Source organism: Planctomyces sp. SH-PL62 (assembly GCF_001610895.1).
GTDB lineage: Bacteria > Planctomycetota > Planctomycetia > Isosphaerales > Isosphaeraceae > Paludisphaera.
Genome location: NZ_CP011273.1, coordinates 4242682 through 4256862, shown reverse-complemented (window position 1 = coordinate 4256862; position 14181 = coordinate 4242682). Strand labels below are relative to the sequence as shown.

At 64.4% G+C, this 14181-nt stretch carries 9 protein-coding genes; 3 read left to right on the top strand and 6 right to left on the bottom strand.

Features of this window, described 5'->3' with window-relative positions; all coding sequences use genetic code 11:
• Positions 1 to 8: 8 nt before the first annotated feature.
• The 3 genes from VT85_RS16530 to VT85_RS27725 all read right to left on the bottom strand — a co-directional run bounded on the left by VT85_RS16530 (position 9) and on the right by VT85_RS27725 (position 4990).
• The gene (locus tag VT85_RS16530) at positions 9 to 3206 is read right to left on the bottom strand and encodes a DUF1553 domain-containing protein (RefSeq protein WP_068417619.1); all 3198 of its coding nucleotides are present in this window, start codon (positions 3204 to 3206) and stop codon (positions 9 to 11) included.
• A 200-nt stretch (positions 3207 to 3406) separates the two neighbouring features.
• Positions 3407 to 4576, bottom strand: coding sequence for a DUF1559 domain-containing protein (locus VT85_RS16525; protein ID WP_082858654.1), 1170 nt, complete (start codon positions 4574 to 4576; stop codon positions 3407 to 3409).
• A gap of 201 nt (positions 4577 to 4777) precedes the next feature.
• Positions 4778 to 4990, bottom strand: a complete 213-nt coding sequence (locus VT85_RS27725; protein ID WP_156512904.1) for a hypothetical protein — start codon at positions 4988 to 4990, stop codon at positions 4778 to 4780.
• Between the two features lie 1375 nt (positions 4991 to 6365).
• Between VT85_RS27725 and VT85_RS16515 the strand changes: the two genes are divergently transcribed.
• The 3 genes from VT85_RS16515 (at position 6366) to VT85_RS16510 (ending at position 9350) form a co-directional block, all read left to right on the top strand.
• Positions 6366 to 7532, top strand: coding sequence for an Mrp/NBP35 family ATP-binding protein (locus VT85_RS16515; RefSeq protein WP_068417611.1), 1167 nt, complete (start codon positions 6366 to 6368; stop codon positions 7530 to 7532).
• 131 nt (positions 7533 to 7663) lie between these two features.
• Entirely contained in the window at positions 7664 to 8008 is a 345-nt protein-coding gene (locus VT85_RS27720; protein WP_156512903.1) for a hypothetical protein, read from the top strand.
• A 79-nt stretch (positions 8009 to 8087) separates the two neighbouring features.
• Positions 8088 to 9350 carry a serine hydrolase domain-containing protein gene (locus VT85_RS16510; RefSeq protein ID WP_082858653.1) on the top strand — a complete coding sequence of 421 codons (1263 nt, stop codon included), beginning with the start codon at positions 8088 to 8090 and terminating at the stop codon, positions 9348 to 9350.
• Here the strand turns inward: VT85_RS16510 and VT85_RS16505 are convergent, their stop codons facing one another.
• The 3 genes from VT85_RS16505 to VT85_RS16495 form a co-directional block, all read right to left on the bottom strand.
• The gene (locus VT85_RS16505; RefSeq protein ID WP_068417605.1) at positions 9351 to 9974 is read right to left on the bottom strand and encodes a DNA-3-methyladenine glycosylase family protein; all 624 of its coding nucleotides are present in this window, start codon (positions 9972 to 9974) and stop codon (positions 9351 to 9353) included.
• Positions 9975 to 10026: 52 nt separating this feature from the next.
• Positions 10027 to 10773 carry a hypothetical protein gene (locus VT85_RS16500; RefSeq protein WP_068417603.1) on the bottom strand — a complete coding sequence of 249 codons (747 nt, stop codon included), beginning with the start codon at positions 10771 to 10773 and terminating at the stop codon, positions 10027 to 10029.
• Positions 10774 to 10997: 224 nt separating this feature from the next.
• Positions 10998 to 14138 (bottom strand): fibronectin type III domain-containing protein, encoded by a 3141-nt coding sequence (locus VT85_RS16495; protein WP_068417598.1) that lies wholly within the window; start codon positions 14136 to 14138, stop codon positions 10998 to 11000.
• Between the last annotated feature and the right edge of the window lie 43 nt (positions 14139 to 14181).

Below are 14181 nucleotides of genomic sequence, written 5' to 3'. Positions count from 1 at the left end.
CGCTCCCTTCAACGCTTCGTGACGGTCTCGTCGTAATTGAACAGGGCCTGCGCCACGACGGTCAACGACGCGTATTCGACCGGGTCCAGGGCCGGATCGCGAGGGGCGTCGCCGACGGCCAGCAACTTGTGGGCGTCCGCCCGACCCGAGGAGAATTCTTCGTACTGCTCACGATAGAGGGTTTGCAGAAGCGTCGATTCGTCGGCGTCGGGGCGACGACCGGTTAGCACGCGGAACAGGAAGACAACGCGGTCGTGAGGGGTCGGCCCCGCCTCGTGGAACGCGCGCTCCGCCAGGGCGCGAGCGGCCTCGACGAATTGGGGGTCGTTGAGGAGAACGAGCGCCTGGAGGGGAGTGGCCGTAGGCAGCCGCCTGACGGAGCACACCTCGCGATTGGCTGCGTCCAGGGTCAGCATCGCGGGGGGGGGCGACGTCCGCTTCCAGTACGTGTAGAGACTTCGACGGTGGCTCCCCGGGCCGACGTCTCGCACGTAGACCTGGCTCGACTTCTCTTCCCAGAGCCCGTCAGGCTGGAATGGCTTGACCGGCGGTCCTCCTATGGTCCCGACGAGAAGCCCCCCGACTGCCAGGGCGTTATCTCTCATCATCTCGGCGGAGAGTCGCTCGCGAGGACCGCGAGCCAGCAGGAGGTTCTCCGGATCCCGAGCATAAAGTTCGGCGTTCGCGTCCGAGGATTGCCGGTAAGTGGCCGAGGTGACGATCGACCGCCAGGTCCGTTTGACGTTCCATCCCGAATCGACGAGTTCACACGCCAGCCAATCGAGCAATTCCGGATGGGATGGCAGTTGGCCCTGAGAACCGAAATCCTCGGGCGTCGAGACCAGCCCCCGACCAAAGAGAGACTGCCACCAACGGTTGACCGTGACGCGAGCCATGAGCGGATTCCGCGGGTCGGTCGTCCATCGGGCCAGGCCGAGGCGATTACGAGGCTGGCCGGGGGGGAAGGCGAGGAGGCTCTCGGGGGTTGCGGGCGAGACCTGATCACCGGGGGCGTCATAAGCGCCACGTTTCAACACGAACGTCGGCCTCGGCTCGGCCATCTCCTTCATCACCATGATCTCGTCGATCGGATCGACGACGCGGCTGAGCTCCTTCCGAGCCTCCTCGACGGCGGCCAAGGCCGACTTGTATTGATCGTCGACGTTCGCGAGGTAGTAGGCCAGGAGACTGGACCGGTCCTCATTCGCGAGTGAGGCGAGCTCGGCTTTCAGGAGGTCGTCGAGGGATTTCCCGTCATGGAGCTGCGTGGCCTCGACGGGGGTCAGGGCGCGTCCGAAGACTTGGAGTTCGTCGATTTCACCATCCTTGAAACCTCGGTCGCGGAACCTCTGGCCGAGGACGAGGTCGTCGGCGCCGCCGCCGGTGATCGTCTTGGTGAGGTTGTCGCGAACGACGATCAGGGGGGCGGGCCGGCCGTCGACATGGAGCTTGAGTCCGGACGCGCGGCTCGAACCATCATAGGTTAGCACGACGTGGACCCATTGGTTGATGGGTAAGGGATCGCGCGAGGCGACGCCGATGGCGTTGCCGGGCCAGAAGTGGATGAGCGCCGCCGTGAGCCGGCCTTCCTCGATGAGTAGCTGATAGCCGCGGCTGCCGGCGTCGGTCCAGGCCATCGAACGCCGGAGGACGACAGCCCGATCCTTCAGGTCGGGCGTCTTGATCCAAAGTGCGAGCGAGAACGGCTGGAAGCGGTCGAAGTTCCCCATCGGCAACGTCAGGCTGTTCTCGCCGTCGAATCGGATCGCCCGGCCTACGCGGCCCTCGACGACGCTGGGGTTCTCTGCCGCCGAGCCGGATTTGCTCGGGTCGAATCGATTCACTGTCTTGCCCTCCTCGATCGCGTCGAGGGGGAAATCGCCGAGTAGACCGGCTAGAGGGGCCGAAACGACTTCCGATCGTGCAGGATCCCGAAGCCAGGAATCGAACCCGTCCCGGCGCACCTCGGCCAGACGTTCCAACTCGGACTCCGCTGCTCGAATACGCTTCGAAGCCTCGCTGAGGGCCTTCTCGTGGGCCTCGTCGGTCAACCAGAGCGTCGGAGTGGGGACGGCGGGGGTGAAGTGGGAGTAGAGGCCCGATTCGTCGATGTTGTTGAAGAAGCTGAAGAGCGAATAGAAATCCTTCTGCGTGATCGGGTCATACTTATGCGTATGGCACCGGGCGCATTCCAGGGTCAGTCCCAGGAAAGCCGCCCCGTAGGTGATCGTGCGGTCTGCGACGTACTCGGTCCGCCATTCGGCCTCGATCGAGCCCCCCTCGTTCGTTTGGCGATGGTGGCGATTGAAAGCGGTCGCGAGGATCATATCGCGCGAGGGTTCGGGGAGCAGATCTCCGGCAAGCTGCCAGGTGACGAATTGATCGTAGGGCAAATTCGCGTTGAACGCTCGAACGACCCAGTCTCGCCAGGGCCACATGGCGCGATAGACGTCGGCCTGATAACCGAACGTGTCGGCGTAACGGGCCACGTCCAGCCAATCGACGGCCATTCGCTCGCCGAAACGGGGCGAGGCGAGAAGGCGGTCCACGACTCGGCCGTAGGCGTCGGGCTCCTTGTCATTCAGGTAGACGTCGATCTCGTCGAGCGTCGGCGGCAGGCCCGTCAGGTCGAAACTCAGACGTCGGATCAGCCGTTCGCGCGAGGCTTCGGGGGACGGAGTCAGCCCCTCGGATTCGAGACGGGCCAGCACGAACCGATCGATCGGATTCCGCTCCCACTCCTTGAGTACGATGTCGGGCACAGGAGGGCGTACGGGAGGTACGAACGCCCAATGGTCCTTCCACTCCGCGCCTTGTTCGATCCAGCGGGTGAGGATCTCGACCTCGTGCGGGGAGAGATCACGTCCCAGGGCTCGCGGGGGCATCCTTTCCCCCTCATCCTCGCTGGTGATCCTAGCGACGAGTTCGCTCTCGTCCGGGTCCCCGGGGACGATCGCGAAAAGCCCGGTCTTGCTCTCGCCGAAGGCTCCATCCTTGGAGTCGAGACGCAGTCCGGCCTTGCGATTCTTCGGATCCGGGCCGTGACAGTGGAAGCATTTGTCCGACAGGATCGCCCGAACCTGACGCTCGAAGTCGACCTTCTCGCTCGTGGGCGCGGGGGGGGCGGCGACCAGAGAGGCCCGGTCGGTGAGGCCCAGCAAGAAGCTCATCGCGAGTCCGAGTCCCACCCACGTACGTCGTCGCATCGTGCATGCCTCGAATGCGGTGTCCGTCTCTGACGGGGTCCGGCAGGGACGGGTCCTGAAAAGAGCTCCTGTTCAATGTAGCAGCCGCTTCGACGCCACGTAAGGCTGCACAGCCCTCATGAATGACAACGGCCCGCCTCCGCCGAAGGGCGGAAGCGGGCCGGGGGGTTGTTCACGAGTTAGAATCAGCGCAGGCCGTGTCAGTACGAATCGGAGCTAACCGTCTCGCCCTGAGCGCGGGACCCGATCGCCCAGAGGACAGGCCAGCTGACGCTGTTCTTGAGGAAGCGGACCGAGCCGTCGCCGAAGCAGACGTTGGCACCGCCGGGGTGGAAGCTGGAGAGGCCGTTGATGCCGGCCGAGTCGAAGTCGCCGTTGGAGTCGTAGAACTGGCAGTACGGATACTGCGAGTTGGGCGGCACGAGGAGGTTTCCGAGGGCGTGGCCGTAGTTGCCGACATGCCACATACGCCCGTTCCAGCTCCGCTGGCCATTGGTGCCGTAACCACCGGCGGAGCGAGAGATCCAGGCCTGCGAGCACGCTTGGAGGGCGTTCGTCAGGTAGCCGCCGCCGGCCGGCATGTTGGCGGTCGGGGCGTCCATGTTACGATTCGGGACGCCCGGCCAGCCGACGGAGTTCCACTGGACGCCGACGATGTCCTGGATCGAATTCTGCTGGTCGTTGAAGTCGCCGATGCGAAACTCGCCGAAAGCAACCGTGTTCGACGTGCCGTCGGTGATGTCGCGGATGCCAAAGGCCTGGCCACCGACGTTGAACACGCCGTTGGGGCTGTTGATCGGCCACCCGATCCACATGATCGTGGAGCCGGCGCTCGCGAAATAGCTGTTGCCGGGGAAGAAGCCCATGACCACGCCGTTGGCATCCCAGCGATTCTGGGTGATGCGGGGCGGGGGGGTGGACGAAGGGCAGAGGAACGAGGCGATGTTGGTCATCATCCCCGTCGAGTTGGCGACCTCGCGATTGCCGTCTCCGCGAGCGGTGGTCATGAAGTTCAGGGCGTTGTAGACCGACCGCTGCTCGATGTAAGGGAGCAGCATCGAGTGGGCGCTCCACGCCCCCCAGTCATAGCAGCCGTCGTGGGTGACGGGGTCGCAACGGCCGCCGGCGCTGATGGGCGCCGAGTTGCCGCCCAGCGGAAACGAGCCGGAGGTCGACTCGTAGTTGTGCAGCGCCAGGCCGAGCTGCTTCAGGTTGTTGACGCACTGCGAACGGCGGGCCGCCTCGCGGGCCGACTGGACGGCCGGCAAGAGCAGTGCGATGAGAACGGCGATGATGGCGATGACGACCAGCAACTCGATCAGCGTAAAGCCGACGCGCGACGAGCGACGGCCTGAAGACACATGATGCATCAAGCACCCCTCACACGAATGAGATTACGAATGAACAACCGAACGAACACTGCAAGGCGGATTGGTAGCTCGCAAGCAGTCTGTCAGGCGAACTAAACTAAGCTCTTGAGCCGGGACGCTCTCAAGAGGAGCGTCTAGACGAGACGAATCGTCCTGATCCCCCCGCAAGCAGAGGGAACAGGACGACGCGTGGATCGAAATTCAATTCTTCTGGGTCGTGTCCTTGGCGCTGCTGGAGCCCATATCATTCTTGATCGTCGAGGAGCCACGGGCCGGCGCCGTGTCTTTCGCCGGCTCGGCCGCGGCCGGTGCGGGCGGCGGCGGCGGGGCGACCGGCTCCTCTTTCTGGCATCCAACGAAGCAGGCAAACGCCAGACCCATCGCGCACAATAGCGAAGCACGAAGAGAAGTCATGACTCGGGTTCATCCTTTGACTGAAGCGGACTGGTGCAAAACACCGACGTCCTGATCGGCCCACCTGATCGTCTTCCAGATGGGGCGATTCGAGACGCACGGATCCCGGATCGGCACGAAAGTCAGGGTTGATTCCCGGATTTTCAAACAAGAAGGCGCCAAACCTTGCGTCGCCCCAGCCTCATACGTCGCAGATCTGCATGTTTAGGAGAGAGGGGAGACGTCGCGAATTCTCCGAGATCGAACATTATGAAATACCCTTCGCACATCTCCTCGTCAAGGAGATAAGGCGCATTATCTAGACAAGCTGACTCTTCCGAAGAACACCACTCTCACTTCCTCACGCGAGCATCTGTTTCATACAACCAGCCCTCGGCGACCTTAAGTTCTTTTAATTCATCCAATTGTAAACTCGAATGAGGCATTCGCCCGTTATGTCGTCATCGCGATTCGAGCGGTCCCTGCTCCTGGCTTGGCCCTAATCGAGGTAATGTGAGAATCTTTAACTTCGACCACATGCTCCATACGAGAACGCAGCTCCGGCGGTCAGCAGCCCATGTCAGAGCTTTCAGGAATCACTCGATCAGCCCGAATGTGGAAAGGCCAAACGCCTAACCCTGTCGGCAGTCGATTCTCCACCGCCAGACGGAGGAAGATGTTAGCAAACTCGGGAAGACCCACGCAATCACGCATGCGGCACCGTACGCCTATCAGGCTTTCTACCCATGACACCTGAGCCCACCTTGAACGTCGTCACGATCGTCTTCCATGAGCGCACCGGCGACTGGGCCAGGAAGCTCCGGACGAGACTACGTGGACGGGGGGCACGGTTGGTGGAATCGAGGTCCACGACTCAGACTCTCGGTGCCATTTCAGGATCCGCCTGCGCCATCGTGCTCATCGTGGTCGGTCCGGACCCTCTTCCAGCTCTCCGCGACCTGGCCCTGATTACCGAGGGGGGATCATCGACATTGGCGATGCTCGTCGACTCCCAGAACAGGCCCGAGGTGAGACGGCTGGCCCTGGAGTTGGGGGCCGATCAGATGAGCTCCGGGTTCGTCCCCCCGCCGGATGTCGCGGACTGGCTTTCACGGTGGATTGAGCTGGCTGCGGGGAGGATCGCGCGTGAGGGCTGGACTTGGGCACCTGCCGCAGACCCGGCGCGGGCTCCCTCGATCTGGATCGAGGAGTTGGTCTCCGCGTCGTCGCGGGTCGCCCCAGAGGGCACCGCGGGAGAGACGTCGCCCCGCGTCTTCTAGTCGTCGGGCCGTGGTTCGCCTACAATACATGTTCGTCGAATCGCACGCAGGACGCGGAGCGATCGAATATCTGGGGATTCAGCATCGGGGTCGTCGTAATCCGGGGATGACGCGGAATGTTGGGCAAGTCGGAAACCGTGCTGACCGAGAAGGACGTGCTGCTGGCCCTCAAGGGGGTCAAGGATCCCGACCTGGGCCGTGACCTGGTGGACCTGGGGATGATCCGTGACATCCGGATCGGCGACGGGAAAGTCTCGCTGACTGTCAACCTGACGACTCCGGCCTGTCCCCTCAAGGCGAAGATCGAGGCCGACGTCCGCCAGGCGCTCACGAGCCGGCTGCCGGCGGGGCTCGGAATCGAAATCAACATGACCGCCGAGGTTCGCGGGAAGGGGACCACGGAAGCCGGAGACATCCCCGGCGTCAAGAATGTGATCGCGGTCGGATCGGGGAAGGGGGGGGTCGGCAAGTCGACGATGGCGGCGTCGATCGCCCTCGGACTCAAAGCTCATGGAGCTTCGGTCGGGCTGATGGACGCCGACGTCTACGGTCCCTCGATTCCGCATCTCCTCGGGGCCACGGGGAGGCCGATGGCCCGGGGCGAGCAGATCGTCCCGATCGAGGCCGGCGGGCTCAAGCTGATGTCGATGGGCTTCCTCCTCGAACCGGAGCAGGCGGTCGTCATGCGCGGACCGATGCTGCACGGGATCATGCAGCAGTTCCTCCGCAAGGTCGAATGGGGGAAGTTAGACTATCTGGTGATCGATCTTCCTCCCGGTACCGGCGATGTGCCGCTGACACTCTCCCAGACTTTGCCGCTGACCGGCGCGGTCGTCGTCTGCACCCCGCAAGAAGTCGCCCTCCTCGACGCCGTGCGTGCCATCTCCATGTTCCGTCAACTCCGCGTGCCGGTGCTCGGAATGATCGAAAACATGGCGTTCTTCGACGTACTCGCCTACCTTCAGGAACGCGGCGGACCAGAGGCGCGGAAACTCGTCGCCGGGAAGACCTGCTTCGATGAGGCCGGCGACGAACGAGCCTACCTCTTCGGCCAGGGCGGAGCCCGGCGTAAGGCCGAGGCGATGGATGTTCCATTCCTCGGCGAAGTGCCGCTCAACCTCTTCCTCCGCGAAAGCGGTGACGTGGGCCGCATCGAGAACGTGCTACAGGACGGCTCTCCCTCGAAGCCTTACCTGATGGCCCTGGTCGAGCAACTCGCCGCCCAGATCAGCATTCAGAATCTGAAGAATCCCAAGATGCCCAAGCTTGAGATCCTCAACTGAGCCGGTCGCCAAGGACCTGGGATGCTTTGAAACTCGGCAAGCGATTTGCGACCTGGAAAGTATCGCGAAATATCCCGCGGGAAACCGTTAAGGCTTTCCCACTCCTCGAGATCAATGACGGAGCGCCTCCGATGCGAATCAAGACGATGCTGCTGACCGCGACCCTGGCGAGCCTATCGGCCGTTTCGGCGCAGGCCCAGTTTGTGGGGGGAACGGTCGTCACGGGCGGGCCGGGGTACGTGACGTATGGCTCCTCGCCGGTCTTCGCGCCGGGGATCGGCCCAGTCGTCGGCAGTCCTTATACCGTGGTCGCGCCGACTTCGCGGGTGATCGTCGATGGACCGAGGGTCATCTATTCGGCTCCCACGCCCATGATCGTCCCTCGGGCTTACCCGGTCGTCCGGCCGGGTTGGGGACCGAGGTTTTATGGTCCGGTGGGCCCGCGAGGTTGGGGACGAGGCTGGCGAGGGTGGTGACGACGCGCCATCTCCGTCATGAGCGCGATCGAGCCGAGCAATATCGCCCCCAGATCGACCTCCTCGGAATCCATAGTCCATGACTCTCATGCGATTTCCCGTCGTCCTGTCCCTCGTCGCGATCTTCTGGATTCCGAGCGTCGAGGCACAGGACGTCGACCTCGGCGTCATCGATGATCCCTCGCGAGTGGGGATTTCGGCTGATCGATTACCGAGGATTTCCGAGGTCGTCCAGCGGCGCATCGACTACGGCGAGATCGCCGGTGCGGTGACGCTCGTAGCGCGACACGGGCGAGTCGTGCATTTTGAACCTCAAGGGGTCCTGGACGTCGAGTCGAAGGCTCCGATGAGGTGCGACGCCCTGTTTCGCATGGCTTCCACAAGCAAGCCGGTGACGGCCGCGGCGGTGGTCATGCTGATCGAGGAGGGGAAAATCCGCCTCACCGATCCGGCGTCGCGGTTCATTCCAGGGTTCCGGGATCCCAAGGTGGCCGTCGAGCGCGACGGCCGAGTCGAACTGGTCCCGGCCCACCGTGAGATCCAGGTCCTTGATCTTCTGACCCACTCGTCCGGCCTGCTGAGCGGAGGCCCCGGTCAGAAACAGTTTCCCAGCGATTCGACGTTCCCTCGCAAGGGAGATTCGCTGGCCGACTTCGTTCAACGCATCGCGCCGGCTCCGCTCGATTTCGAACCGGGCACCCGATGGGTCTACAGCCCGTTCGGCGGGATCGACACCCTGGCGAGAATCGTCGAAGTGGCTTCGGGCAAGCCCTTCGACGTTTTCCTCCAGGAGCGTCTCTTCGAACCATTGGGGATGAAGGATACATCCTTCTATGCGTCGACCGAGAGCCAGCCGAGGCTCGCCGCGTTCCACGCGCGAAAGGGCGACGAGTTGAAGAAGGGTGGCTATTCCTTTGAATTCGACAGGCCTTATACGTCTGGGGCCGCGGGACTCCTCTCGACGGCCGAGGACTTTTTCCGATTCGGGCAGATGCTCGCGAACGGCGGGGAACTTGATGGCCGTCGCGTCCTGAGTCCACGAGGCGTCGAGATGCTCTCTGCGAATCATGTAGGTGACAAGTTCCAGGGGAGCCTGGGGCGACCTGACGGGATGGGATTCGGGTTCGCCGTCGAGGTCGTCGTCGACCCGATCCAGGCGGCGACGTTCCGCAGCGCGGGGAGTTTCGGATGGGACGGGGCCTTCGGGACCCAGTTCTGGGTCGATCCGAAAGAGGGGATCGTCGCCGTGTTCATGGTTCAGGCGTCAGGCGTCCGGACGATCCAGAACGACTTCGGAACGGCCGTCATGCAGGCCGTCGGGAACCTCGACTCGCCTCGCTGATCAGCGGACGTCCAGGCTCCGCCACAAGTACCAGGACCCGACCGAGCGATAGGGTCGCCAGTGCTCCGTCAGGGCGTGGCAATCCAAGGGCCCGGGAAGCTCGGCGAGACCGTGCCGGTCGCGCAGCGCGACGCGGACGCCAAGGTCTCCAGCCGGGAGGACGTCCGGCCGGTTGAGGGCGAAGATCAGGAACATATGGGCGGTCCAGACGCCGATACCCTTGACCGTGGTCAGGGCGTCGATTATCGCGTCGTCGTTCCATCCCTTGTCGAACTGGTCGACGGGCGTCGCCCCTTCGACGACCGCCGCAGCCAGATTCAGGACGTAGCGAGCCTTGCTCCCGGAGAGGCCGCAGGCTCGCAAGGGGTCCTCTCCCAACTCCAGAAGGCGATGGGGGTCGTAGGGGCGGCCGACCAGTTCGGATATCCGCTCGCTGATCGATGCCGCCGCCTTGGTCGAGATCTGCTGGGAGACGATCGCACCGACGAGGGCGCCGAAGCGATCCTCGCGAGGAGAGAGACTGCAGGGTCCCACACGCCCGATGATTTGTTTGAGGTGCGGGTCGACCTTCTTAAGATGGCGAATCGCCTTCGTCCAGGGGTCGACCGTCGACTTTTGACTCATCGGAGCGGATCCAAGGAACAGAAAGCCGATCGCGCCAAAACTCCGTCCTGCCTCAGCGAGAGGCGATGACCTGGGCGAGAGGACGGACGATGCGCGGGATGACCGAGCGTTCGAGCATCTCCTCGCCGATCTCGCGCTGGCGGCGGAACGACTCCAGGAATGACAACTCGGGACCATTCCCCCAGTACTGGCGGATCGTCAAGTACAGGCTGATCTGATCATCGGCGAACTCGCCCGACCGGACCTGATAGGTGTTCGTGCGGGTCTCGATGGACAGTCGGCACTGGAGCTGGCAGGCCTCGTCGAGCGCCAAGGTCAACGAGGGCTCGAAGTTCACGACCTTCTTCGACCGAGGTGATTCCAGGAGGCCCTCCAAGGCGTTCCCGACGCCCAGAGCCTCGGCGACGACCTCGTCGTGGTTGCCTTCATACGTGAAGTCGAAACCGAACATGACGTCGAGCGCTTCGCAGTCCAGCAGGCTGATCGAGAGGAGCGGCGGGGCAAGATCCAGAACGAGTTCGTGCTGGCGGTAGGCGTCCGCCAGGGACTCCGGATTGGTGCAGCCCGAGGCGAGGCGGCGAGGCTCGATCGCCACCGAGCGATGAGCGTCTTCCTCCTTGTCGCTCTCCAGGATCAGCTCGCCGTTCTCGCGAGACTGGAAATTGCGGAGATCCGGGAAGCCCTTCTTCATCTGCTCAAAAAAGTGGAGGACCGTATCACGGTTACTGGGCAGCTCCATCTCGGTATTCAGATTGACGTTCACGTAGTAATCGTCGGCGTCGCGATTGTAGCGATTCATCCGTCGGGCCTCGTCGTCTTCCTCTTAGAGAACCTTCGTCGACACCGGGCGGCGGAAAGGACCCGTCGCGCGGGAGACAGGCCAGGTCCGGTGTACAGCCATCCCTACGATTCTACCAGATCAGGACCGGCCAGGCTACGAATCGCGGCGTTCATCGGAAATAGGATCCGCCCCAACTCCTTTTTAGGTAATCTCTTGAGTCTTGAAATCCGGCTTCGGGGCCGTTAGACGCGTGCGTGCCCCGTCTCGGGATGTCGAATTCGGACCGGCGGTGTGGCATCGGGATCGCGGGCGGGATCCAGGAAGGCCCGGACGCCGTCCTCCGCGAGCCGTGGGTCGGGGGCGATCACATGGCTGACGCCGTCGCGGCCGGCGGGAAGTCGGGCGACTACCTCGCCGTCTTCGACCGAGACGGGGACGGCCCGCGAGTTCGCGACGACGACCAGCGGTGGGACGTCCGCGCCGGCGGGTTCGGTGCGAACGGCGAGGGTCCAGGGGCGGCCAGGAAACCAGGGCCGCTTCAAGCGATAGGCGACGGTGACTTCAGGGTGGGGTCCCGGCGCGACCGTCTCGGCGGTCGGCTCCGTTCCTGGGGAGAAGACCGTCCCCGCGTCCCCTTCGTCCTGCGCATACACCCGGATGTGCCAGTGGTTCGTTAGGGGAATCTCGAGCTTGTCGCCACCGGTCATCGTCGGAGCCTGCAGGATCCAGGCCCCTGCGAGTTCGTAGGCGTCGCGAGTCACGGAGAAGCGAAGCGCTTCCGCATCGTCAGGCCCCGTCGGCCGATCACCCCGGCGTGCCACGACTCGAACCGAGCGAGCTTCTCCAGGCCATGTCCACCGGAGCTGAATGCGAGCGACGCCCGGCTCTCCCGCAGAAGGGTCGAGACGGATGGCGCGAAGCCACGTAGGATCGGCGAGCCGCGAGAGCCGGACGCCACGACCCATGACGAGGACGCCGTTCCAGGAAATCAACGGCGTGTAGTAAGGAGCGGGCGAGCTCGGAGGGGTGAAATCCTCGGCGCGTCCCGGCCCCATCGCCCCGATCCAATCGCCGGGAATCGCCTCGATCTCAGCCTCGGAAACCTTCTCGCCGGGCCGATTCGGGAGCGGCACGGGCGTACGGCGGAGGCGGATCTTCCCCCGAGCCGGCTCCGTCCACTCGATGAGTACACGGCCCGTGGCCTCGACCGAAAGCCGTGGCGGTCCTGTCGCGGTCAGAGGAGCGCCGGCCGAGGCCGACAGCGTCACCCCAGCGGAAGGAAATCGACGTCCTTCACGCGTACGATAGATCGTAAAAACGGCGTAATAATAGACGCCTCCTTCGATGACGTCGCGATCGACCGCTCCCTGGTGGGAGGCGGGAATGCGGTCCCCGTCCCGAGGGTTCGCGGGGAAGCCGCCTCGTCCCCGGACCACGCGGATCTCGGCCGCACCGGCCGGCGGATCCCAGGCCAGCGCGATCTCGCCGGTGTGTGAGTCGGCCCTGAGATTACCTACATCTGGTAGAAACACGACCGGCCCGGCGGCGACGGCGGCCAGCGACTCGGCCGCCCCTCGCTTGCTCAACACAGCGTAACTGACCGTCGAACCCGGAGCGACGCCCGCGTCCAGGAACTCGGGCGTCGCGGTCTCTCCGATCCGGACGCCGTCTGCCGGATGCTTCGGCAGACCGCCCGGCTTACGGATGACGACGAAGCTCAGCGGGCCGAGCCCATCGGGCTCTGGGGGCGTCCAGGAAAGCTGGACCCGGCTGTCGACGACGAGGGCGTCGAGATTCGAAGGAGCGTCGGGCGGACATCGCCCCACTCCCTCCAGCGCGGCCGGGAGGTCGGCTGCAAGCCCGAGGCTGCGACCGTAGAGCTTTCGCGCCTCGGCCGGTTGCACACGCTCCAGCCGACGCGCCCGCGCCGATAGCGCCTCGGCCTTCTTCAATCGCTCGATGATCCGATTCCGCGCCGTTGCGATCTCCGCCGATCCCGACGCGACGAGACGTCGCCATGAGGCCAGGGCCCTGGCCGCGGCGAACAGTCGTCCCCCGGCCTCGGCCGTCTCGAAAGCCATCCGAAGCTGGTCGATCTCCCGCTCCCGTTCAGAGATCCTCGCCATCCCGTTGCGCGCCCCGACGTGCTGGGGGGCATACTTCTGGACCTCCTCCAGATGTCTCCTCGCCTCGGACAAATCGTGCGTCCGAAAGGCGTGCAGAGCCGCAGCGAAATGCTGGATGAGGGGCTCGCGGAGCGCCCGGCGAAAGCCGCAGGCACATCGTGCGGCATCGACAAGGTTCGACCGGCGGCAGACCGGACAATCCCACTTGAGCGAGGCCCCACAGTGCTTGCAGCGAACCGAGCCGATTCCTCGGGCGGTCGGGCTCAGCTCCGTCACGCCCGCGCAGCTTCGGCAGCGGAGGATCTTGTATACGGGGGCCGTCGGGGTCCGAACGCCAGCGGTCGAGGCCGACGATCGAGACACGGGGAAGTCGACCGCGACGCCGGCCTTGAGGCAAGCGCGGCGGACCAGCTGATGCGCCCGTTCCGGAGGGATCCCTTTCGCTCCCGCCTCATCAATAAGAGCGACGTGCGTCCCGGGATCGATCCGTTCCAGACCTCGGACGACGAAGGATGCCGTTCGCTCGAAGACATCCTCGGCCTCCAGGATCAGGGTCCGGTCGTATCGGGCTCGACCTTTCGCCGTCCCCAGATGGGTCTGGGCGTGTGAGATGATCTCAAGCCAGGCGGTCTTCTCCGCCGTCACCTGCGCTTTCTTCATCCAACGCTGGCGTTCTTCGTCGGCCCGAGAGGCGATCACCGCGAGCGGTGCGTCATGGAAGAGGCCGAGTGCGTCGTACAGGTCGCGGCGTTCGAGATGCTCGAGGGCCATTCGGATCTGACGTCGGGTCGAGGCGTCGAGGACGTCGGCGGGAGGACCTTCGTCCGGCTCGGGCCCCTCGGGGGCCCCCTTCTCCTCGACCAGGAAGGGGATCGGCTTCATGAGGCGGTCGAGCGAGCCGCCGTCGATCCCCAGGCGATCGGCCTCACCCCGGAGAAGATCACGGTCGACATGATGCAGGCCCCCCTTCGCGGCCCGAAGTCGCACCAGTCGATGCAACTCGTCGAGCCTCTCCTCGCGGCGAGCGCTCTCGGCCGCGGCCAGTTCGGCGTCGTAGGCGGCCCGATTCGCGGGGCCGGTCAACAGCGCCGTCCGGAGAGAAGGGATCTCGTCCAGGAAGAGTTGGTTGGCATGCCGCGTCTTGGGGTTGCGAGTCCCCATCGACCAGGCTGGTTGCTTCGCCTTCAGCGCGGCCTCGATCTCGGCGGGAGAGGCTCCCGGATCGACGCCCAGTCGTGCGTAATAATCCGCGATCATGTTTGGAACGATCGTCTCGACTGCGGCCGACGTCGGATCCTCA